20 protein-coding genes and 1 pseudogene are annotated in these 21,918 nt (G+C 62.1%); 4 read left to right on the top strand and 17 right to left on the bottom strand.

Going from position 1 to position 21,918, the window contains the following annotated elements:
• Nucleotides 1-34 precede the first annotated feature (34 nt).
• From DC366_RS08135 to DC366_RS08105, 6 genes are all read right to left on the bottom strand, one after another.
• Complete coding sequence (locus tag DC366_RS08135; RefSeq protein WP_243405071.1) at nt 35-874, bottom strand: hypothetical protein; 840 nt, start codon at nt 872-874, stop codon at nt 35-37.
• Between the two features lie 308 nt (nt 875-1,182).
• On the bottom strand, nt 1,183-1,788 hold the full coding sequence (gene leuD, locus DC366_RS08130; RefSeq protein WP_108691680.1) for a 3-isopropylmalate dehydratase small subunit: 606 nt from the start codon (nt 1,786-1,788) through the stop codon (nt 1,183-1,185).
• A 33-nt stretch (nt 1,789-1,821) separates the two neighbouring features.
• Nucleotides 1,822-2,343: an HdeD family acid-resistance protein gene (locus tag DC366_RS08125; RefSeq protein ID WP_108691679.1), complete on the bottom strand. Its 522-nt coding sequence runs from the start codon at nt 2,341-2,343 to the stop codon at nt 1,822-1,824.
• Nucleotides 2,343-3,746, bottom strand: coding sequence for a 3-isopropylmalate dehydratase large subunit (leuC, locus tag DC366_RS08120; protein WP_108691678.1), 1,404 nt, complete (start codon nt 3,744-3,746; stop codon nt 2,343-2,345). Before leuC ends, DC366_RS08125 begins: the two co-directional genes overlap by 1 nt.
• Before the next feature lie 228 nt (nt 3,747-3,974).
• Nucleotides 3,975-4,676: a response regulator gene (locus tag DC366_RS08110; RefSeq protein ID WP_108691676.1), complete on the bottom strand. Its 702-nt coding sequence runs from the start codon at nt 4,674-4,676 to the stop codon at nt 3,975-3,977.
• Nucleotides 4,673-5,170 (bottom strand): MarR family winged helix-turn-helix transcriptional regulator, encoded by a 498-nt coding sequence (locus DC366_RS08105; protein ID WP_108691675.1) that lies wholly within the window; start codon nt 5,168-5,170, stop codon nt 4,673-4,675. Before DC366_RS08105 ends, DC366_RS08110 begins: the two co-directional genes overlap by 4 nt.
• A gap of 155 nt (nt 5,171-5,325) precedes the next feature.
• Here DC366_RS08105 and DC366_RS08100 point away from each other — a divergent pair, with 155 nt between their 5' ends.
• Entirely contained in the window at nt 5,326-6,192 is an 867-nt protein-coding gene (locus DC366_RS08100; RefSeq protein WP_108691674.1) for a branched-chain amino acid aminotransferase, read from the top strand.
• 38 nt (nt 6,193-6,230) lie between these two features.
• Here DC366_RS08100 and DC366_RS08095 read toward each other — a convergent pair.
• The 7 genes and pseudogenes from DC366_RS08095 to DC366_RS08065 all read right to left on the bottom strand — a co-directional run.
• Nucleotides 6,231-7,109, bottom strand: a pseudogene (locus DC366_RS08095) (ABC transporter permease); the annotation flags it as partial.
• Nucleotides 7,110-7,121: 12 nt separating this feature from the next.
• Nucleotides 7,122-8,855, bottom strand: coding sequence for an ABC transporter permease (locus DC366_RS08090; protein WP_207768674.1), 1,734 nt, complete (start codon nt 8,853-8,855; stop codon nt 7,122-7,124).
• A 2-nt stretch (nt 8,856-8,857) separates the two neighbouring features.
• Nucleotides 8,858-9,145 (bottom strand): DUF1330 domain-containing protein, encoded by a 288-nt coding sequence (locus DC366_RS08085; RefSeq protein ID WP_108691672.1) that lies wholly within the window; start codon nt 9,143-9,145, stop codon nt 8,858-8,860.
• A 98-nt stretch (nt 9,146-9,243) separates the two neighbouring features.
• Nucleotides 9,244-10,356: an extracellular solute-binding protein gene (locus tag DC366_RS08080; protein WP_108691671.1), complete on the bottom strand. Its 1,113-nt coding sequence runs from the start codon at nt 10,354-10,356 to the stop codon at nt 9,244-9,246.
• Nucleotides 10,357-10,461: 105 nt separating this feature from the next.
• Nucleotides 10,462-11,562 (bottom strand): ABC transporter ATP-binding protein, encoded by a 1,101-nt coding sequence (locus DC366_RS08075; protein WP_108691670.1) that lies wholly within the window; start codon nt 11,560-11,562, stop codon nt 10,462-10,464.
• 236 nt (nt 11,563-11,798) lie between these two features.
• The gene (locus DC366_RS08070) at nt 11,799-13,169 is read right to left on the bottom strand and encodes an aspartate aminotransferase family protein (RefSeq protein WP_108691741.1); all 1,371 of its coding nucleotides are present in this window, start codon (nt 13,167-13,169) and stop codon (nt 11,799-11,801) included.
• Between the two features lie 116 nt (nt 13,170-13,285).
• Nucleotides 13,286-13,762 carry an Lrp/AsnC family transcriptional regulator gene (locus DC366_RS08065; RefSeq protein WP_108691740.1) on the bottom strand — a complete coding sequence of 159 codons (477 nt, stop codon included), beginning with the start codon at nt 13,760-13,762 and terminating at the stop codon, nt 13,286-13,288.
• Nucleotides 13,763-13,911: 149 nt separating this feature from the next.
• Here DC366_RS08065 and DC366_RS08060 point away from each other — a divergent pair, with 149 nt between their 5' ends.
• Nucleotides 13,912-15,096, top strand: a complete 1,185-nt coding sequence (locus DC366_RS08060; RefSeq protein ID WP_108691669.1) for a M24 family metallopeptidase — start codon at nt 13,912-13,914, stop codon at nt 15,094-15,096.
• Between the two features lie 4 nt (nt 15,097-15,100).
• Here DC366_RS08060 and DC366_RS08055 read toward each other — a convergent pair whose 3' ends face one another.
• The 4 genes from DC366_RS08055 to DC366_RS08040 all read right to left on the bottom strand — a co-directional run bounded on the left by DC366_RS08055 (nt 15,101) and on the right by DC366_RS08040 (nt 19,493).
• A complete protein-coding gene (locus DC366_RS08055) occupies nt 15,101-16,447 on the bottom strand; it encodes a TrkH family potassium uptake protein (RefSeq protein WP_108691668.1) in 1,347 nt (448 codons plus the stop codon).
• A complete protein-coding gene (locus DC366_RS08050; protein WP_108691667.1) occupies nt 16,447-17,124 on the bottom strand; it encodes a potassium channel family protein in 678 nt (225 codons plus the stop codon). The genes DC366_RS08055 and DC366_RS08050 overlap by 1 nt, the downstream gene beginning before the upstream one ends.
• Before the next feature lie 192 nt (nt 17,125-17,316).
• Complete coding sequence (locus tag DC366_RS08045; RefSeq protein ID WP_108691739.1) at nt 17,317-18,711, bottom strand: aspartate aminotransferase family protein; 1,395 nt, start codon at nt 18,709-18,711, stop codon at nt 17,317-17,319.
• Nucleotides 18,712-18,806: 95 nt separating this feature from the next.
• Entirely contained in the window at nt 18,807-19,493 is a 687-nt protein-coding gene (locus tag DC366_RS08040) for a GntR family transcriptional regulator (protein WP_108691666.1), read from the bottom strand.
• Nucleotides 19,494-19,639: 146 nt separating this feature from the next.
• Here DC366_RS08040 and DC366_RS08035 point away from each other — a divergent pair, with 146 nt between their 5' ends.
• Together DC366_RS08035 and DC366_RS08030 are read left to right on the top strand one after the other, a co-directional pair.
• Nucleotides 19,640-20,725, top strand: coding sequence for a polyamine ABC transporter substrate-binding protein (locus DC366_RS08035; protein WP_108691665.1), 1,086 nt, complete (start codon nt 19,640-19,642; stop codon nt 20,723-20,725).
• A 70-nt stretch (nt 20,726-20,795) separates the two neighbouring features.
• Nucleotides 20,796-21,917 (top strand): ABC transporter ATP-binding protein, encoded by a 1,122-nt coding sequence (locus DC366_RS08030; protein ID WP_108691664.1) that lies wholly within the window; start codon nt 20,796-20,798, stop codon nt 21,915-21,917.
• Nucleotide 21,918 lies beyond the last annotated feature (1 nt).

Raw genomic sequence — 21,918 nt, 5'->3', positions numbered from 1 at the left:
CCAAGGCTGCACAGCCACAGCGCACAGATCGCGATCAGATAGCCTGCAAGGCGTCCTGTGCCTTCGCATAGACGCGGCGACGTTTCGCGATGATCAGCTCGGCCACCCGGTGCATTGCGACACCGCGCATGACAAGGCCGGCAGGTAGAAATGCCCATGCACAAATAATCCAGATCAGTGTTTTCGCATCCAGCACCGCGCCGGTTTCAAACAACCACGACAGGACAGAGACCAGCACAGGGGTCAAGAATGGCAGTACAAACCCTAAGGAAATGTTAATTCCCGCCTCCCGGTTAAGCTTTTGCACGACGTCACCGCCACCTGTGGGATCGAACAGCGGCAGGTTCATCCAGACGTTGAACGCCCCGCGCCGCACCGGCCAGCCCAGAACGCGCACGATCAGCACGAAGATGGCCACCATCAAAAGCGATATCCCATAGCACAGCGCCGCGGCGATCCCGACAAACTCCGCAATCGCGGGCGCGGAATTCGGCGGGGTGAGCAAGATGACCAGCCGAACCGGAGAATAGGGAAAGTCCAAGATTGACCGCATGGCGGCGCCCACATCCGCAAGCAGCACCGCGAGCGAGCTTGGATCGCTGACATTCCGCGCGATCACCGACAGCATCACCACCGAAATCGCGACGCCCGAAAACTTGATTCGGTTATAGGGCGCGGCGAACCTGAATTCGAGAATACTGGGCGAAGCCGCGTTGTATTCCACGAATACCAAAAGCCCCGCGACGAACGCGAGAAGGATCACGATCTGGCTGGAATCCGGCGCGCCGGGCGACGTCAGCATGAGCGACGGCAGCGCGACCGTGACGGCCACGAGAAGTGCGCGCACTAACGCGCTGAATAGCTGAGCTACCAATGCCCCGATCCCTTCAACTTGGCCTGCCGCGATACGATGCCGCGGCGTTGTTCCAAACTGATCCCGCTCTTTATGGCGGTATGCCTCAATTAGGTCTCAATCTTGCCTTGTTTCGGCGCGGCGCTCAAGAAATTGTGGGGTTTTGGCGGCCGCGAAGGGCAACAGGCGAAATGACTGGTGCGCTATTGCACCAATTCAGCGCTCTGCTTTGGCAGGGAATGTGGTCGGCACAAGATATAGTCATCCACGGTCTGACGACCTCTAGCGCGCGTATGGCGCCCGCACCTTGAAAGCGCGGGCGCGATGAATCACACCCAGGGGCGCGCGGCGGATGCCTGTGTCTCGAACATGTCGATCGCCGGGGCCTTCTCCATGGTCAGGCCGATATCGTCGAGCCCTTCCAGCAGGCAATGCTTCTTGAAGGCGTCGATCTCGAAACGGATGACCTCGCCGTCGGACGTGCTGACGGTCTGCGCCTCCAGATCCACCTCGATCCGCGCGTTCGCGCCCTTGTTTGCCTCGTTCATCAGGATATCGACCTGTTCCTGTGGCAGCGCGATCGGCAGGATACCGTTCTTGAAACAGTTGTTGTAGAAAATATCGGCAAAGCTGGGCGCGATGACGCAGCGGATGCCGAAATCCTTGATCGCCCAAGGCGCATGCTCGCGCGACGATCCGCAGCCGAAATTGTCACCGGCGACAAGGATCTCCGCGTCGCGATATGCCGGCTTGTTCAGCACGAAATCCGGGATCTCGTTGCCATCGTCGTCATAGCGCATTTCGTCAAACAGGTTCACGCCAAGGCCGGAACGCTTGATTGTCTTGAGGAACTGCTTGGGGATGATCATGTCGGTGTCGATGTTGATCATCGGCATGGGCGCGGCAATGCCGCTGATCTTGGTGAATTTTTCCATTTTCGGTCTCCCATGGGCCGCCAGCGGCCCGGATTATCGTTGGCTCATGGTCCGCACGAAGAACGCCAGCGCAATCATCCCTGCGCCGTTGAAAAGCAGCTCGACACCCATCAGGATGCCCAGAAGCGAGACCGAGGCCACGGCGAAATTCGATCCGATATAGGCCGCAAGCAGCACGGACAGCGCGCCGGTAATCAGCATTGGCCAGAAATACCGCGTGCTGCGCATTCGGAACGCCAGTATCAGGCGCACGATGCCGCTTGCCGCCAGCAGGATCAGCACCAGCAAGGTCAGGGAAATCGTGCCTTCCAGCGGGTTGAGCAGAAACGACAGACCCAAAAGCGCCATCAGCGCCCCCAGGACCACCGAAAAGATCCGCGCGCTGCCGCTGTCGCCGGTCAGCCCCGCGGCAATCTGAAATCCGCCGCTGATCAGGAAAAGCGCGCCGACCAGCGTGGTGACCGCCAGTGTCGCAACGACCGTATTGCCCAGCGCGAACGCACCGAACACCAGTGACAGGATCCCCAGCAAAAGCAGTTTGGTCCACTGTTTCATCACATCATCTCCCGTACATCGGTCAGACGGCCGGTGACCGCCGCCGCTGCCGCCATGGCAGGGCTCATCAGGTGGGTGCGCCCGCCGCGGCCCTGCCTGCCCTCGAAATTGCGGTTCGACGTCGCCGCGCAGCGCTCACCCGGAGACAGCTGATCGGGGTTCATCGCAAGGCACATGGAGCAGCCCGCAAGCCGCCATTCAAAGCCGGCCTCGATAAAGATATCGGCGAGCCCCTCTTCCTCGGCCTGCGCCCGGACAAGGCCCGAGCCGGGCACGATCATGGCGCGCAGCCCTTCCTTGATCTTCTTGCCCTTCAGGATCTCGGCCGCGGCGCGCAGATCCTCGATCCGGCCATTGGTGCAGGAGCCGATGAACACGGTGTCGATCTCGACTTCGCTCAGCGGCGTGCCGGCGGTCAGGCCCATATATTCAAGCGAGCGCTTGGCCGCGTCCGCCTTGCCGCCGCTGAAATCCTCCGGCGCGGGGATGTTCGCGGTGATGGGCAGCACGTCCTCGGGGCTGGTGCCCCATGTGACGACGGGCGCGATATCCTCGCCCTTCAGCGTCACGACCTTGTCCCAATGCGCGTCATCGTCGGAATAAAGCGTCTTCCACCAGGCCAGCGCGGCCTCCCACTGTGCGCCTTTCGGAGCGTGGGGGCGGCCCATGCAATAGGCAAACGTCGTCTCGTCCGGCGCGATCAGACCGGCGCGCGCGCCGCCCTCGATCGCCATGTTGCAGACGGTCATGCGCCCTTCCATCGACAGGCTGCGAATCGCCTCGCCGCAATACTCGATGACATAGCCGGTGCCGCCCGCCGTCCCGGTCTTGCCGATGACGCTCAGCGTGATGTCCTTGGCCGTCACCCCCGGCGCCAGCTTGCCTGTGATCTCGACCTTCATGTTCTTGGCCTTGCGCTGGATCAGCGTCTGGGTGGCCAGCACATGCTCGACCTCCGAGGTGCCGATGCCATGCGCCAATGCGCCAAAGGCGCCATGCGTCGCGGTGTGGCTGTCGCCGCACACCACCGTCATGCCGGGCAGGGTCCAGCCCTGCTCGGGGCCGACGATGTGCACGATACCCTGGCGGATATCTGACACCGGATAATAGTGGATCCCGAAATCGGCAGCGTTCTTGTCCAGCGCCTCGACCTGGATCCGGCTTTCGGGGTTCTCGATCCCCTTGGCGCGGTCCAGTGTGGTCGGCACGTTGTGATCGGGCACCGCGATGGTGCGTTGCGGCGCGCGAACGGTGCGGCCGGTCATCCGCAGACCTTCAAAGGCCTGCGGGCTGGTCACCTCGTGCACAAGGTGCCGGTCGATATAAATCAGGGACGTGCCATCCTCGGCCTCGTGCACGAGGTGGGCATCCCATATCTTGTCATAGAGCGTCTTGGGGGACATCGGTCCTCTCCCGTATTGTCAGAGTGCAAATGAAATTCAACAGGCAAACGCCTGTCATAGATGCGCCAGCACGGACAGCGACGCGCCAAAAAACCGCCATGGCAGGCGCGAGCGGTCGTCGATGTCGAATATCTTTCTCATGCCGTTCAGATACTACCTGCCACCGCGTCTCGCAAGTGTCATGGCCCGGCCCGGCTTTTCCTGATCAAAATACCCAATTCCGCCCGATCAGTCGGGCGCCAGCATATAACCTTCGCCGCGCACCGTCTGCAGATAGCGGGGCTGCTTGGGATCGGGTTCGATCTTGCGGCGCAGCCTAGTGATCTGCACGTCGATGGCGCGCTCCTGCGCCTGGCCACCATCCCGGCCCAGATCCTCGACCAGTTGGGCGCGGCTGACCGGCTGCCGCAGATGCTGCGCGAAGAGACGCATCAGCTGCACCTCGGTGGCCGTCAGACGGATCGGCGCGCCGTCCTGCGTCAACTCCGAGCGCTCCATGTCATAGCGGACCGGCCCCAGATGCAGGACTTTCGGCGCGGTGCCGTCGGGCGGGGCTTCGGGCATCCGGCGCAGGATGGCGTTGATGCGCAGCAACAGCTCCTTGGGCTCGAACGGTTTGGGCAGGTAATCATCTGCCCCCGCCTCCAGCCCGCTGATGCGATCCTCCGTCTCGCCCCGCGCGGTCAGCAGCAGAATGGGCGTCTCCAGCGCTTCGCGCAGCGCGCGGGTCAGCGCGATACCGTCCTCGCCCGGCATCATCACGTCCAGCACGATCAGATCGAATTCCAGCCCGGCCAGCACCCGCCGCGCATGGGCCGCGTCGCGCGCGACGGACACAAGAAACCCGTTCCGCGCAAGAAACTTGCGCAGCAGGCCGCGGATGCGTTCGTCATCATCGACGATCAGAAGGTGGGGGGCCGGATCGCTCATGCGTTGGCCCCGCGCAATGTCTGATACCGGCGGCGCATTTCGGGATCCATCATCGCCTCCAGCACCTGACGGAAACCGGCCACCGCCTCTGGCCCGGCAGCGCGGTAGGCGGCGCGCATGCGCACACGCTGCGCGTCGCTCAGCTCGCGCTCCAACGTCTGGCCGGCGGGTGTCAGATACAGGTTGCGCTCGCGCTTGTCGCTGGTGCCGACGCGGCTTTCGACCAGCCCATCCTCGACCAGCGTGCGCAGCACGCGGTTCAGCGACTGCTTGGTGACGCCAAGGATATTCAGCAGGTTCGTGACCGTCGTGCCCGGCTTGCGCGCAATGAAATGAACGGCACGATGATGCGCGCGCCCATAGGCCATCGTCATCAGGATACGGTCAGGATCGGCGGTGAAGCCCTGATAGGCGAAAAACATCGCCTCGATGCCCTGTTGCAGCTGCTCATCCGTCAGGAACAGCAGCATCTCGGAACCCGTGACTTCGGCCATGTGACGCCCCCCGGTCTGGTCTGATAACAACTTACGTCAGCTTTATTGACTTTCCAAGTTTCAACTGGTAGCGAATCTCAGTTTTTGCGCAATTTAACGTCCGCTCCGGGCCTATTCGGCGCAACAAATGCAAAACCCGCTTTGGAGTGCTCACTATGACAAGCTATGACGACCGCGACGGCAAAATCTGGATGGACGGCAAGATGGTCGATTGGCGCGACGCCAATGTTCATATCCTGTCGCATGCAATGCACTATGCCAGCTCGGTATTCGAGGGCGAGCGCGCCTATAATGGCAAGATTTTCAAAAGCCGCGAACATTCCGAGCGCCTGCACTATTCCGCAGGCGAGCTGGATTTCCTGATCCCCTACAACGTGGACGAAATCGAAGCGGCCAAGGAAAAGGTGCTGAAAGAGGCAGGGCTGAAGGACGCATATATCCGCGCCGTCGCATGGCGCGGCGCCGGGCCCGACATGGGTGTTGCCAGCTCGCGCAATGCGGTGCATCTGGCCATCGCCGCGTGGGAATGGGGCGCCTATTACGGCGATGCCAAGACCAAGGGCGCCAAGCTCGACATCTCCAAATGGAAGCGCCCCAGCCCCGAGACCATTCCGGTCCACGCCAAGGCCGCCGGCCTTTACATGATCTGCACCACGTCGAAACACGCGGCAGAGGCCAAGGGATGCTCGGACGCGCTGTTCATGGATTACCGCGGCTACGTGGCCGAGGCGACGGGCGCCAACATCTTCTTCGTCAAGGATGGCGAAGTGCACACGCCGCTGGCCGACTGCTTTCTCAACGGGCTGACGCGGCAGACCGTCATCGGCATGCTGAAAGAGCGCGATATCGTCGTGCACGAGCGCCACATCATGCCCGAGGAGATGGAAGGATTTCAGCAGTGCTTCCTCACCGGCACTGCCGCCGAGGTAACGCCCGTGGGCATGATCGGCGCCTATACCTTCGAGGTAGGCGCCCTGACGCGTGATATCGGCGCCGCCTACGAGGCGCTGGTGCGCAGCTGACAGAACGAAGGGCGCCCCGGTGAGGCGCCCTTTTCACATCACCCGGGCGACATGCCCCGCAACCTTTCGGACCGCCGCCTGAGCAATTCCACGGTGGTCAGCAGCAGGATCGACAGGCCGACAAGGATGGTCGCCACCGCTAGGATGGTTGGCGAGATTTGCTCGCGCAGGCCTGTGAACATCTGCCACGGCAGCGTTTTCTGACTGGCCGATCCGACGAACAGGACCACCACCACCTCGTCAAAGGATGTGATGAAGGCGAACAACCCGCCCGAGATCACGCCGGGCAGGATCAATGGCATCTGCACCTTGAAGAACGTGGTGAGGGGATTCGCGCCCATATTCGCCGCCGCGCGCGTCAGCGAGCGGTCAAAGCCGACCAGCGTCGCCGTCACCGTGATGATCACGAACGGGATGCCCAGAACGGCGTGGGCCAGGATCACCTTGATATAGCCCACCAGATTCTTGTCGAGGCCCATGGAGTTTTCCATGAAATTGCCGATCTTCGAGTAGAAAAAGAACATGCCCGTCGCCGAGATGATGAGCGGCACGATCATCGGCGAGATCAGGATCGCCATGATCGCGCGGCGAAACGGCACGTGGCTCTGGCTCAGGCCGACGGCGGCAAGTGTGCCCAGACTGACCGAAATGATCGTCGCGATGGGCGCGATGATCAGCGAGTTCTTGAAACTGCGCTGCCACTCGTTGTTGGTGAAGAAATCAACATAATGCTTCAGCGAATAGCCGTCCGGATCCAGCCTCAGCATTTCCGGCGTGAAGGTAAAGAAGTTCTCGGCGTTGAAGCTGAGCGGGATCACCACGAGGATCGGCGTAATCAGGAAGATGAAGATCAGCGCACAGATCACCCGGAATGTGTAGTACCAGACGCGTTCACCGAACGTGGCGTAGATAGGAAGGCTCATGTCGCGTTACCCCAGTTTCACGTTATCGATGCCGACGATCTTGTCATAGCACCAGTACAGCAGCAGCACGACGGCCAGCAGGATCGTCCCCAGCGCGGCGGCGAGGCCCCAGTTCAGACTGGACGAGATGTGATAGGCGATCCGGTTCGAGATGAAGACACCCTTGGTCCCGCCGACGATTTCGGGCGTGATGTAATAGCCGATGGACAGGATGAACACGAGGATCGAGCCCGCGCCGATGCCGGGAATGGATTGCGGGAAATAGACCCGCCAGAAGGCGGTCCAGTTGGTCGCCCCTAGCGATTTCGCGGCCCGCACATAGCTGGGATTGATCGTGGACATCACCGAATACATCGGCAGGATCATGAAAGGCAGCAGGATATGCGTCATCGCCGTGATCGTGCCGAACTGGTTGTTGATCATCACCAGGCGGTCATTGTCCGCCACAAGGCCGATCCAGACCAGCACATCGTTGATCACGCCCTGTTGCTGCAGCATCACCTTCCATGCCGAGGTCCGCACCAGAAGCGACGTCCAGAATGGCAACAGCACGAGGATCATCAGCACGTTGGCCTTACGCGCCGGCAAGTTCGACAGAAGCCACGCGACGGGATAGGCCAGCAGGATGCACGCCCCCATGATGGTCAGCGACATGATCAGCGTGCGGATGAACAGCTGGATCAGCACGCGCTTGTTTTCGGGCTGAACGGCGGGTCCTTCGGGCGTCTTCTGCATGTCGACGGCATTCAGGAAATAACCGCTGGTAAAGGTGCCGCTATGCGTCTGGATCACGCGCCACGTGTCCAGGTTCACCCAGTCCCTGTCGACCTCCTCGAAGATCGCCGTATAATCGGGCGCCGTCAGCCCGCTATTGGCCAGCGCGGCCAGCGCGTCCTTCTGCGGGCCATTATAGGCGGCCAGATCATCGGCGAAACCGGGGCGCGTGACGTCCTGAACAAGCGCAAGATAGAGCGATTCCATCGGCTTGGTCTTCGCCACGACCTTGTTGTCGACCATCCCGGTGATGACCGCGAAAGACGTATAGACACGCGCGGCAAGCGGGAGCAGCGCCGAAACCTCGGCCGAGGGCGAGAAGTCCATCTCGCCGGTCGGCACGGTGTCGGACAGATAGCGAATGCGCTTTTTCTGCGCTTTCAGCAGGTCGTTGTCAATTTCGGCGCCCTCGGCGGCATTGAACAGCTCGAAATACGTCTCGCGCTCGCCCCAGCGTTCGTCGATCGCCTCAAGCGCCTCTTGCGCCTCGTCGCCCGGATCATCCAGCTTGCGGCCGGCCTGGCGAAAGAGCGACGACATGCCGCTCGATTCGTAGTTCAGCCGCGAGCCAAGGCGCGTGTGGCGCTTCATCTCGGCAGCGAGGAACAGGTCGAAATAGAGGTCGCGATAAACGGCCTCGGGCGGCAGCGCGTCACTGGCGCCATCCCATTTGCTCAGCTCTTCGACGGTATAGGGCAGCGTATCGCCCACCATCCGGTTCTCGACCGAGCGGAACAGCATATCGCCGATCGGCACGATGAAGGAGATGAGGACGAACACCAGAAGCGGCGCAATAAGCGCCAGCGCGCGCATTTTCTGCACGCGCAAGGCGCGCGACAGGCTGCGCTTGAGCGGCGTGCCATCCGCCGCCAGAACCGGCCCGCCATCGCCGCTGTCCGCGATGCGCAGCGCATCGTCCGGCGTCGGGCCACGTTTTGCGGTGGTTGCGTCGGTTACGTCACTCATCCTCAGGTCCCCTCGACCAAAATGATTGTGCTGTCGGCCGTGCGCCGACGGATCTCGGCGACTTCCTGATAGGCGGGATCGTCATAGGCGGCCCGCGCGGCCTCGTAGCTGGGAAACTCGATCACGACATGGCGCTCCTGCGCCGCGCCCTCGACAGTCTCGGATTGTCCGCCGCGCACGATGAACCGCCCGCCGTGCCGTTCGAGTATGGGCGTGTCCCGCGCGACGTATTCGCGATACGCGTCCGGGTCATTTACCGTGATATGGCCGATCAGATACCCCTTGGGCATGTGTGCGTTGTCCCTGTCTTGTGCTGTGCGGCCCGTACATTGCGGGCCGCACTTGTGCTTTGGTCAGTGGCGGATCAAAGGATCCGCCTCAACCTGTCTTACTGCGCCAGCCACGACTGGAACTTGGCGTCGATATCGTCGCGGTAGTCAGCCCAGAAGTTGAAGTTGGGCTGAAGCACGTTGCCCGCGTTCGCCGGATCGGTCGGCATATGCTGGGCCATGTCGATACCCAGATCGGCATGCTTGCCAACCAGCGGTGCCGAAGACGCGCGCGCCGGGCCGTAGGAGATGTACTTCGCCTGATCCGCCAGATGCTGGGTGTCGGTCGTTTTCTTGACGAAATCGACAACGCGCGCCAGGCGATCCTCGGGCAGGCCCGCAGGAATGATCCAGCCGTCGAAGTCATAGACCTGACCATCCCACATCATCGCGACGGGCTGCTTCTGCTCTTCGATCACGCTGAACAGGCGACCGTTATAGGTGGAGCCGATGAAGACCTCACCATCTGCCAGAAGCTGCGGCGTGTCGGCGCCGGCGGACCACCAGACGACGTCGTCCTTGATCGTCTCCAGCTTGTCCAGCGCCCGCTGCTGGCCTTCGTCCGTGGCGAGAACGTCGTAGATTTCGTCATTCGCCACGCCGTCACACATCAGCGCCCATTCCATGTTGTTGATCGGGCGCTTTTCCAGCGACCGCTTGCCCGGATATGTCTCGGTGTCGAAGACGTCGCAGATGCTGCTGGGCGGCTCGGTCCCTTCGGGAACCATGTCGGTGCGATAACCGAACGTGGTCGAATAGACGATCTGCGGAATGAAGCAGTCCGACACGATGACTTCGCCGAAATCATCCGTTGCGCTGGATCCATCGTCGCCTTCGGCCAGCATCTCGTCATGGTCGATTTCCATCGCCAGACCTTCGTCGCACAGGCGCATGGCATCGGCGCCGGTCACGTCGACCAGATCCCATGTCAGGTTGTTCGCCTCGTTCATCGCACGCAGCTTGGCCACCGCCTCGTTGGAGCTTTCATCCCAGGAAATGGAAACCTCGGGGTTGGCCTCCTTATAGGGCTCGGCATAGGCCTTTTGCTGGCTGGTCTGATAGGCGCCGCCCCACGAGACGATCGTCATCGAATCGGCCATGTCCTGTGCCGATGCCATGCTTGCCGCAGCGGTCAGCGCTGTCGTGGCCATCAATGTTGCAGTGAATTTCATTACATTCTCCCTTGTTATGCCCGTTTTTAAGTTGGGGGGATCGCCACGGGTCAGGCGATCTTTCCCCCTTTTCATCGGGCCGATATGGCCGCGATATTCCAAAAATCATGCATCCAGCGCACGGCAATCCTGCGGAAGCCAGCCAATTTCCAGCTGCTCGCCCGGTTGAAGCCGCTTCTGGTCGGGCGCGTTGCGCGTCTTGACGATGAAATCGTCATTGCCCGCCACGCGCAGCCGCGTGCGAAAGATGTCGCCCATATAGACGAATTCCAGCACTTCGGCCTTGAGCGTATGCACACCCGGCTGAAGGCGTTTTTTATCAAACTCGACGCGCTCGGGACGGATCGAGACCTGCGTGCGCTCGCCGACCTTGGTGACATTGATCGGCTTGCAGTCGATCAGCTCGCCGTCGTCCAGCTCGACCACGGCCAGATCGCCCTTGATCTCCTTGACGACGCCCCGAAGCGTGTTGTTCTCGCCGATGAACTGCGCGACAAAGCTGTTTTCCGGCTTCTCATACAGGGTATCGGGCGCCGCGATCTGCTGAATGCGGCCATCGTCGAAGACGGCAACGCGGTCAGACATCGTCAGCGCCTCGGTCTGATCGTGCGTCACATAGACGGTGGTGATTCCCAGCTGGTGAGCCAGATGCGTGATCTCGAACTGCATTTTCTCGCGCAGCTGCTTGTCCAGCGCGCCCAGCGGCTCGTCCATCAGGACCAGCTCGGGCTCGAACACCAGCGCGCGGGCCAGCGCGACGCGCTGCTGCTGACCGCCGGACAGTTGCGCGGGGCGGCGGCCGCCGAACTTGCCCATCTCGACCATGTCGAGCGCGCGTTTGACCTTCTTTTCGCGCTCGTCCTTGCCGATCTTGCGCACTTCCAGCGGAAAGGCGAGGTTTTCGGCGATCGTCATGTGGGGGAAAAGGGCGTAGTTCTGGAAAACCATGCCGATGCCGCGCTTGTGCGGCGGAATGTTGTTGATCGACGTGCCGCCAAGGCGGATGTCGCCGTGCGTGGCGGTTTCGAACCCGGCCAGCATCATCAGGCACGTCGTCTTGCCAGAGCCGGAGGGGCCCAGCATGGTCAGGAATTCGCCTTTGGGGACAGACAGGTTCAGGTCTTTGACGACCAGCGTTTCACCATCGTAACTTTTCTGCACGCGTTCAAATTCAACAAACGCGTCGCTGGTGTGCGACTCGGCCAAGTCAGTCTCCCTATTGTTTTCTCGTTTTTTATTCGCGGTCACGCCGCGTTGGAGGCACACTAGACCGCCTTATTCGCGTATTTGCAACCGTTATGCGTCACTTTTTGCGGGTATTGCGACGTGGCCGATGTCAGCAGCCGATTATCCGGATGCCCGACAACTCAAGCGGGGCGGCACGAAAAAGAGGGCACGCGCGCGCATGCCCTCTCTGGATCGGTCCCGCAGGCGCCGGCCGGTCACCCCAGAACGGCATCCACGGCCTGAACCGTTTTGCTGACCACCTCATCCGCCTCGGCGCGGGTCAGGCAGAAGGGGGGAGCAAAGCCCAGGATATCGCCCTGCGGCATCGCCCGGCCGATCACGCCCCGCGCGGCCAGCGCAGCGGCCACCTGCGGGCCGATCTTGTCGGCGGCGTCAAAGAACACGCGGCCATCGCGGTTCTTCACGAATTCCACCGCACACAGCATGCCCTCGCCGCGGATATCGCCGACATTGGCATGATCGTCCAGCGCGTCACGCATCGCGCTGTTCAGATACGCGCCGACCTCGCGGTTGTTCTGGATCAGGTTCAGATGATCCAGCAGCTTGAGGTTGGCCACGCCCGCCGCGGCACCGATGGGATGGGCCGAATAGGTCCAGCCGTGGCCGATCACGCCATATTCATCCGTGCCCTGCTCCAGCACCTTCCACATCTTGTCCGACACGATGCTGCCCGACAGGGGCGCATAGGCACTGGTCAGACCCTTGGCGATGGTGATCAGGTCCGGCTTCATGTCGTAGTGATCCGACCCCATCATGCTGCCCAGACGGCCAAAGCCGGTGACGACCTCGTCGGCGACCAGCAGGATGTCATGCTTGGCCAGAACCTCCTGAATCGCGGCCCAGTATCCGGCGGGCGGCGGGACAAGGCCGCCGGTGCCCAGCACAGGCTCGCCCACGAAGGCGGCGATGGTATCCGCACCCTCACGCTCGATCAGCTCTTCCAGCTTTTGCACGCAATGCCGGGTGAACTGCTCTTCGGTCATGTCCAGATCATCGCGGCGGAAGTAATACGGCGCCTCGGTATGGACCACCTGCGCCAGCGGCAGATCGAACTTCTTGTGAAACAGCTCCAGCCCCGTCAGCGAGCCGGTCATCAGGCCCGAGCCGTGATAGCCGCGCCAGCGCGAGATGATCTTCTTCTTCTCGGGACGGCCGAGGATATTGTTGTAATACCAGATCAGCTTGATGTTGGTCTCGTTCGCGTCACTGCCGGACTGGCCGAAATAGACCTTGGACATGTGATCGGGCGCCCGGTCCAGAACCATCTTGGCCAGCGTGATCGACGCCTCGGTGCCGTGGCCGACATAGGCGTGATAATAGGCCAGCTCATGCGCCTGCTTGGCGATCGCCTCGGCGATTTCCGTCCGGCCATAGCCGACGTTCACGCAGTAAAGCCCGGCGAAGGCGTCAAGATGCTTGTTCCCCTCGCGGTCCTCGATATGGCACCCCTTGGCGCCGGTGATGATCCGGCTGGGCGCCTCGCCGCGCGCGAATTGCGCCAGATGCGTGGACGGGTGAAAGAAATTCTCGCGGTCCCATTCGGCCAGCTGATCGTTTCTGAGCATCGGTATCTCCTTGGAATGATGGCGCGCGGAATCGCGGCGCGGCTTTGCGCGCAAAATGGCGCAAAAGATGCAGGCTGTGTAACTGAAATTCCGCGGGCTTGCAGAAGAATCTTCTGCTATATGTCCAGCAGCGCGGCGAAGGGCGGCACGGCGCTGTTCTTGACCGTCTTTGTCACCACATAGGTGAAATACCGCGCCAGCCCGATGCCCGCCTCCAGCATGTCGTCCAGCAGCGCCTGATACCCTTCGATATCGCGCGCCACGATATGCAGCAGATAGTCATACCCCCCGCCCAGCGCCCAGCAGCCCGTCACCTGATCGTAGCGCGCCATCGCCGCCTCGAAGGCGCGAAAGGCGGCTGCGGTGTGGTCCGTCAACTCGACCGTGACAAAGACGCTGACATGCGGGCCGATCTTGCGCAGCGCGATCCGCGCGTGGATGCCCTCGATCACACCGGCCTCCTGCAGCTTGCGCACCCGCTCCCAGCAGGGGCTGGCCGACAGGCCCACGGCGGCGGCGAGATCCGCGTTCGTCATCCGGCCATCGCGGGCCAGCGCGCGCAGGATATCGAGATCGCGGGCGTCAAGACGGATCATGTGCAGGCTCGCAAACGGTGCTTCATGCCCGCCACCTTTGGGCGCAGAGACAAGCGGCGTCAACGCACCGCTTGCACCGCGCGCCGATTGCGCGTGATATGCCCACAAAACCCAGGCTCCGAAACTTCGACAGGAAAGGCCCGAAGATGATCGAAAAGGATATCCCCTTCAGCACAGCCGAGTATCAGCGAAGGCTGGTCAAGACCCGCCGCGCGATGGAGGCCGCGAATATCGACGTGATGTTCTGCACCGACCCCTCGAACCAGAACTGGCTGACCGCCTATGACGGCTGGTCCTTCTATGTTCATCAGGGCGTTCTGGTCTTTCCCGATGCCGATCCCGCGTGGTGGGGCCGCCGCATGGACGCCAACGGCGGCGTGCGCACCGTCTGGATGGAGGATGCGCGCGTCTGGAGCTATGACGACAAATACGTGCAATCGACCGAGCGGCACCCGATGGAGGATCTGGCCAGGCGGCTGAAGGATCTGGGCCTCGGCTCGGCGCGGATCGGTGTCGAGATGGACAACTACTATTTCTCGGCCAAAGCCTACCAGGTGCTGACCGCCGAGATGCCGGACGCCACCTTCGTTGACGCCACCGCGTTGGTGAACTGGCAACGCGCGGTCAAATCGGACGAAGAGATCGCCTTCATGCGCAAGGCGGCCAGCATCACCGACAAGATCATCGAAGGCCTGCGCGAGCGGGTCGAGCCGGGCATCCCCAAGAACGAGGTTGTCGCCGAAATCCTGCGCGACGCGGTGCGCGGCGTGCCGGGCGCATGGGGCGACTACCCGGCGATCCTGCCATTGCTGCCCTCGGGATCCGAGGCCGGCGCGCCGCATCTGACGTGGAACGGGCGGCCCTTTACCAAGGGCGAGGCGACATTTTTCGAGGTGTCGGGCGTCTATCGCCGCTATCACGCGCCCTGCTGCCGCACCCTGATGCTCGGCACGCCCTCGGACGAGATGAAGCGCGCATCGGATGCGCTGGTCGAAGGGCTGAACGCCGGGATCGAGGCCGCGCGCCCCGGCGCCCGTGCCGCCGATATCGCGAATGCCCTCAACGGCGCGCTGGAAAAGGCCGGGATCGAGCGGGGCGCGCGCTGCGGCTATCCCGTCGGGCTCAGCTATCCGCCCGACTGGGGCGAGCGCACGATCAGCCTGCGCGCCAGCGACGACACGGTGCTGGAGCCGGGAATGACCTTCCATTTCATGCCGGGTCTGTGGATGGACACATGGGGCATGGAGACGACCGAGACGATCCTCATCGCCGAGGATGGCCCGGCCGAAACCCTGTGCAACCAGCCGCGCGAGCTGTTCGTGAAGGGCTGACGCCTCAGCCCAGATAAACCTGACCCTTGGGATAGCGCACGCGCGGCACGCTACGCGTCGCCAGGAAAAACCCGAGGGTCAGAGGGCCGACACGGCCCAGAAACATGATCACCATGATGACGCAGCGGCCCACGGTGTCCAACTCGCCCGTGGTGCCGCGCGACACCCCGACCGTGCCGAAGGCCGATGTCACCTCGAACGCCATGTTCAGGAAATCGCCGTCATGCGATATGGAGATGATGAAGATCCCCGTCAGCACCGTCAGCATGCTGACCATGGTCAGCGCCAGCACTTTCAGCACTTCTTCGGGCCCAAGGCTGCGGCCGAACACATGCATTTCCGTCTGGCGGCGAAAGAACGCGGCGGTCGCGATCAGCAGCACGATCAGCGTCGTCACCTTGATCCCGCCCGCCGTCGACGTGCTGCCGCCCCCGACCAGCATCAGCGACATCGTCATCAACGCGGTGCTGTCGTGGATCTGCGCATAATCCAGCGTATTGAAGCCCGCCGTGCGCGTCGTGACCGCCTGAAACCAGCTGGCCCAGATGCGCGTGGCAGTATCGGGCAATCCGCCCAGCGTGCCGGGATTGGTCCATTCCAGCGCGGCAAATGCGGCCCATGAAATCCCGATCAGGCCCAGCGTGCCGGTGATCATCACCTTGCTGTGCAGCGTCAGCTTGCGCCACTTGCGCACCCGGATGATATCGGCAAGCACGATGAACCCCAGCCCGCCAAGGATGAAAAGCGCCGGAATGGTGATGTTGATGAGCGGATTGCCGACCCAGCCCATCAGGCTATCCGGATAGAGTGCGAACCCCGCGTTGTTGAACGCCGACACCGCGTGGAACACGGCATGGCCGGCGCCGGTGATCCATCCAAGCTCGGGAACGAAAACAAAGCTGAGGATGACCGCGCCGACCAGTTCGCACAGAAGCGACGCGATCAGGATGATCCGCGCGATATCGGTCAGGTTATGCAGCGTCTTCTGATTGACCTCTTCGCGCAAAACCGCGCGGTAAGGCAGCCCCACGGGAATGCCGAGCAGGGTCAGCAGCATCACCGCAAAGGTCATCAGGCCAAGACCGCCCAGCTGGATCAGCAGCGCGATGATCCCATGCCCCAGCGGGGTGAACGCGCTCGCCGTATCCACCACGATCAGCCCCGTCACCGTCACCGCCGAGGTCGAGGTGAACAGCGCATCCCAAAGCGTGAGATTGCCGGTGTTGGAGATCGGCAGCCACAACAGGACCGCGCCAAGCACGATACAGACCAGATAGACCATCGCCAGAACCGCCGGAGGCGCGACGCGCCACGTCCCTCCCGATACTGCGCGCGCACGGGCCACAGGCATCAAAGACTCGCCGCGAAACTGCGCAGGTTTGGCCGCTGCCCCAGCAGCAAAAGCAGATCGTCCTTGCGCAGCGTGACATCATCGCCGTCACATCCCAGCCACTCGGTCCCCCGCATGGCACCGATACAGCGCAGATCGTATTTCTCGTCATAGGGAATATCGGACAGCGTCTTGCCTTCAAGCGATTCGGGGATGCGGAAGTTCACCACGTTGAACCCGTTGCCAAGGCTGACATAATCGCGCACCAGCGGATTGTGCAGAACCTGCGCGATATGCTGGCCCACCTCCACTTCGGGGTGGATGATGCGGTCCACCTTCAGCTTGCTGAGGATGCGGTGATGGGTCTTGCTCATCGCCTTGGCCCAGACGACAGGCACGCCCAGCGTCTTGACGTTGATCGCGGCAAGGATGCTGGATTCCAGATCGTCGCCGATCGCGATCAGCGCGATGTGACAATCGGCAACGCCCGCCTCGCGCAGCGCCGCCTCATCGCGGGCATCGACGATCAGCGCCTGGCTCAGCGTTTCGGCCTGCGCATTCACCGCGTGTTCGTCGTGGTCCATGCCGATGACATGGTTGCCGAACCGCATCAGCTCGGTCGCGACGGTGCTGCCGAAATTTCCAAGGCCGATGATGGCGAACGTGTCGTGCCGTGCCTCTTTTCTGCGTCTTGTCATCTGATCCTCACGTTCAGGGCCGCACCCGGCAATATCGGATCAGATAGCGGGCCATCGCGAATGGCAAACAGAAACGCATCCCTTCAGAAATCATCGCCGCGGCGCAGCGGCAACGAAAAACCGCGCAAAGCCCGTCAGCTTTGCGCGGTTCCGTTGGCAGATCGGGGGCCAGGGCCCAGGCGGTGAAAACCCTCAGGCGGCTTTCAGCTTGCCTTCGTCCTTCAGCTGCTTGTGCGCCAGATCCAGCGCCTTCCATGCCCGCTCGACCAGTGTGTCCATCTCGGCATCCGTGATGATCAGCGGCGGCGAGATGATCATGCGATCGCCCACATGCCGCATGATCAGACCGTTCTGGAAGCAATGCTCGCGCGTGATCAGCCCGGCGTCGCCCTCGTCCCCGGCAAAGGCCGCACGGCTGGAGGCATCGGGCGTCAGCACGATCGAGCCCATCATGCCGATGGTCGTCGCCTCGCCCACCAGCGGATGATCGGCCAGACCTTTCCACTTGTCCGCCAGATAAGCGGCCGAATGGCTGGCGACGCGGTCGACGATGCCCTCTTCTTCAAGGATGCGCAGGTTTTCCAGCGCGACCGCGCAAGCCATCGGGTGCCCCGAATAGGTATAGCCGTGCGCGAATTCGCAATTGTTGATGACCTCGGCCACCTCGTCACACACGATCGAGCCGCCGATGGGCGCATAGCCGCTGCTCAGGCCCTTGGCGATGGTCATGATATGCGGGCGGATGTTCAGCGTCTCCGATCCGAACCAGCTGCCCGTGCGCCCAAAGCCACAGATCACCTCGTCGGCGATCAGCAGGATCTCGTACTTGTCGCAGATGCGCTGAATTTCGGGCCAGTAGGTGCTGGGCGCGATGACGACACCGCCGGCGCCCTGAACCGGCTCGGCGATGAAGGCCGCGACGCGGTCCTCGCCCAACTCCTCGATCTTCTGCTCCAATTGGCGTGCACGCTCCAGCCCGAATTCCTCGGGGGACATGTCGCCGCCTTCCTTCCACCAATGCGGCTGATCGATGTGGCAGATGTCGGGGATCGGCAGGCCGCCCTGCTCGTGCATGAAGGACATCCCGCCCAGCGATCCGCTGCCCATGGAGGAGCCGTGATAGGCGTTCTTGCGGCTGATGATGACGTTCTTTTCCGGCTTGCCCTTTTCGGCCCAATAGGTGCGCACCATGCGGATGTTGGTGTCATTCGCCTCGGACCCGGAGCCGGCAAAGAACACGTGGTTCAGATCGCGCGGCGCCAGTTCCGCCAGCTTGTTCGCCAGCGCGATGGCGGGCACATGCGTGGTCTGAAAGAACGTGTTGTAATAGGGCAGCTCGCGCATCTGGCGCGACGCGGCCTCGGCCAGCTCGTCCCGGCCATAGCCGATGTTGACGCACCAAAGGCCCGCCATCCCGTCGAGGTAATCGTTGCCGTCGCTGTCGGTCAGCGTCACGCCCTTGGCGCGGGTGATGACGCGCGCGCCCTTCTGCTTCAACTCGCCGCCATGGGTGAAGGGGTGCAGGTGGTGCGCGGCATCCAGCGCCTGAAGCTCGGCTGTGGGCGGGTGGTTGGCAATCATGTTCATGTGCTGGCCTTTCATTCACTGAATTTGACAGGGCAGCGGGACGGCCTACCCAAGTGGCGGCGACAATATGATCAAATTACATATTGTCAATCGAATCACTCGTAATCTGCGCCCTCGGACAGGGAGGCGCGCAGTTGATCCATGCCCTGCCGGACATCCGCCTGAATCGCGGCGGCCGCCGCATCGGCGTCGCCCGCCTGCATGGCGATCAGCGTCTGCTTGTGATTGTCGGGCAGGTTCTGCGTGCCCATCCGCCCGCACAGAACACGCATCGACGGGCCGAAGCGCAGCCATAGCCCCTCGGCCAGATCGGACAGGATGGGCGACTGCGCTAGTTTGTAGATGTGAAGGTGAAACTGATGATTCAGATGCAGATAAGCCCGCAGATCGCCCTGCCGGATCGCCCCGTCCAGAGCGCGGTCCAGCCGCGTCAACGCGTCTATGTCCGCCGCGGTCAGGCATGTCATCGCCTGCCGTGTCAGATACGGATCCAGCCATTCGCGCGCCACGATGATCTCGCTGATATCGGCGGCGGTCAGCAGCGGGACACTGACCCGTCTGTTGCCGCGCGACTCCAGCGCGCCTTGCGAAATCAGTCGGCGGATCGCCTCGCGAACGGGGGTCATGCCGGCGCTCAGCCGCTCGGTCAGGCCCTGGATCGTGACCGCCTGCCCCGGTGTCAGATCACCGTAGAGCACCATGTCACGCAGGCGCAGATAAACCTGGGCATGGGCCGGCATCGCAGGCGCGGTCGTGCTGGTGGTCTGGACTGAACGCTGCATTGAAAATGACGCTCCGAAGGTTTTGCAATGTCGCCGGTTGCGAGTTTAACGGCCCCGTGAAAACATTACCATATTGCCATAAGCGATAAAACTTGATCAAATTCGCGGCAGCGGTAACATGATTACCGATCCAACGGGAGATAAAAATGAAGAATACCATTCTGACCATCACGATCGCGGCTGCGCTCACGGCCACCGCCGCAATGGCCGAGGAAGTCCGCGTCTACAACTGGTCCGACTACATCGACGAATCGTTGCTGGACAAGTTCCGGAGCGAAACCGGGCTCGATCTGATCTATGACGTGTTCGACAGCAACGAGGTACTGGAGACGAAGATGCTGGCCGGCGGATCCGGCTATGACGTGGTTGTGCCCTCGGGCACGTTCCTTCAGCGCCAGATCACGGCCGGCGCCTTTCAGAAGCTGGATATGGAGAAGCTGCCGAATCACGACAACCTGTGGCAGCTCATTGCCGACCGGACCGAGCAGTATGATCCGGGCAACGAATATTCGATCAACTACATGTGGGGCACGACCGGCATCGGCGTGAACGTCGGCAAGGTCCGCGAGGCGCTGGGCGAGGATGCCCCGATCGGCTCGCTCGATCTGGTGTTCAAACCCGAGAACATGGAAAAGCTGGCAGAATGCGGCGTGCATTTCCTGGATGCCCCTGCCGAGATGATCCCGATGGCGCTGAAATTCCTGGGCGAGGACCCCGACAGCCACGATCCCGACGTGATCGCAAAGGTCGAGGACGTGTTCATGCCCGTCCGGCCCTATATCCGCAAATTCCACTCCAGCGAGTTCATCAACGCGCTGGCGAACGGCGATATCTGCGTCGCCGTCGGCTGGTCCGGTGACATCCTTCAGGCGCGCGACCGTGCGGCCGAGGCCGATAACGGTGTCGAGATCGTCTATAACGCCCCCAAGGAGGGTGCGCAGATGTGGTTTGACCAGATGGCGATCCCGGTCGATGCGCCCAACCCGGACGGCGCGCACAAGTTCCTGAACTTCATCATGGATCCCGAAAACGCGGCGGCGGCGTCGAACTATGTCTATTACGCCAACGGCAACAAGGCGGCGCAGGAATATCTGGTCGAAGACGTGATCGGCGATACCGCAGTCTACCCGGACGAGGAGACGCTGAACAACCTGTTCACCACCACCCCGTTCGAGCCGAAGGTTCAGCGCGTCGTCACGCGCCTGTGGACCAAGATCAAGTCGGGCACCTGACACCCCGCAGATCCCGGCCCGCGCAACATGGTTTGCGCGGGCTTTTTTGACACCCCATGCGGGAGCACAGATGAGCCAGACCGTTTTCGAGCCATGGAACGATCCGCAGGCCAAGCCGCTGATCCAGTTCAAGAACGTAACCAAGCGCTTCGGCGAATTCGTCGCCATCGACAACCAGACATTCGACATCTACGAACGCGAATTCTTTGCCCTGCTCGGCCCGTCGGGCTGTGGCAAGACCACGATGATGCGGATGCTGGCCGGATTTGAAAAACCGACCGAAGGCACGATCCTGCTGGCCGGTCAGGACATGGCGCCCATTCCGCCCAACAAGCGGGCGGTAAACATGATGTTCCAGTCCTACGCGCTGTTCCCGCATCTGTCCGTCTGGGACAACATCGCCTTCGGGCTGAAACGGGACCGCAAGCCCAAGGACGAGATCGCCGAGCGCGTCGCGCAGATGCTGAAACTGGTCCGCCTGGAGAAATTCGCCCAGCGCAAGCCGCATCAGATCTCCGGCGGCCAGCGCCAGCGCGTCGCGCTTGCCCGCAGTCTTGCCAAGGCGCCCAAGCTCCTGCTGCTGGACGAGCCGTTGGGCGCGCTGGATGCCAAGCTGCGGCAGGATACCCAGTTCGAGCTGGTGGATATTCAGGAAAAGACCGGCACGACATTCGTCATCGTCACCCACGATCAGGAAGAGGCGATGACCGTCGCCAGCCGCGTTGCGGTGATGGATGACGGCAAGATCATGCAGGCCGACACGCCCGCCAACATCTATGAGCGGCCCAATTCGGTCTATGTTGCCGACTTCATCGGGGACGTGACCATCATCGAGGGGCGCGCGACGAAAAACGGCAACGGCTATGACATCGACTTTGCCGAAGGGCAGCCGACGCTGCACGCCGAATCCGGCAAGGATTTCCAGAACGGGCAGACCTGCCACTTGGCCATTCGCCCCGAAAAGGTGGCGATCACGGCCGACAAGCCCGACACGCGCAACGCGCTGAAGGGGACGATCCTCGATATCGCCTACCTTGGGAACCTGTCGACCTATCACGTCAAGCTGGAGAATGACCAGATCATCAAGGCCCAGACGGCCAACACCCGCCGTCTGTCGCGCCGCAGCTTCACCTGGGAGGATAGTGTCTGGCTCAGCTGGACCGATACTGCCGGCGTGCTGTTGGAGGGCTAGA

The organism is Pelagivirga sediminicola, from assembly GCF_003072125.1.
Classification (GTDB): Bacteria; Pseudomonadota; Alphaproteobacteria; order Rhodobacterales; family Rhodobacteraceae; genus Roseovarius; species Roseovarius sediminicola.
This window is presented reverse-complemented; position numbering and strand designations above follow the sequence as displayed.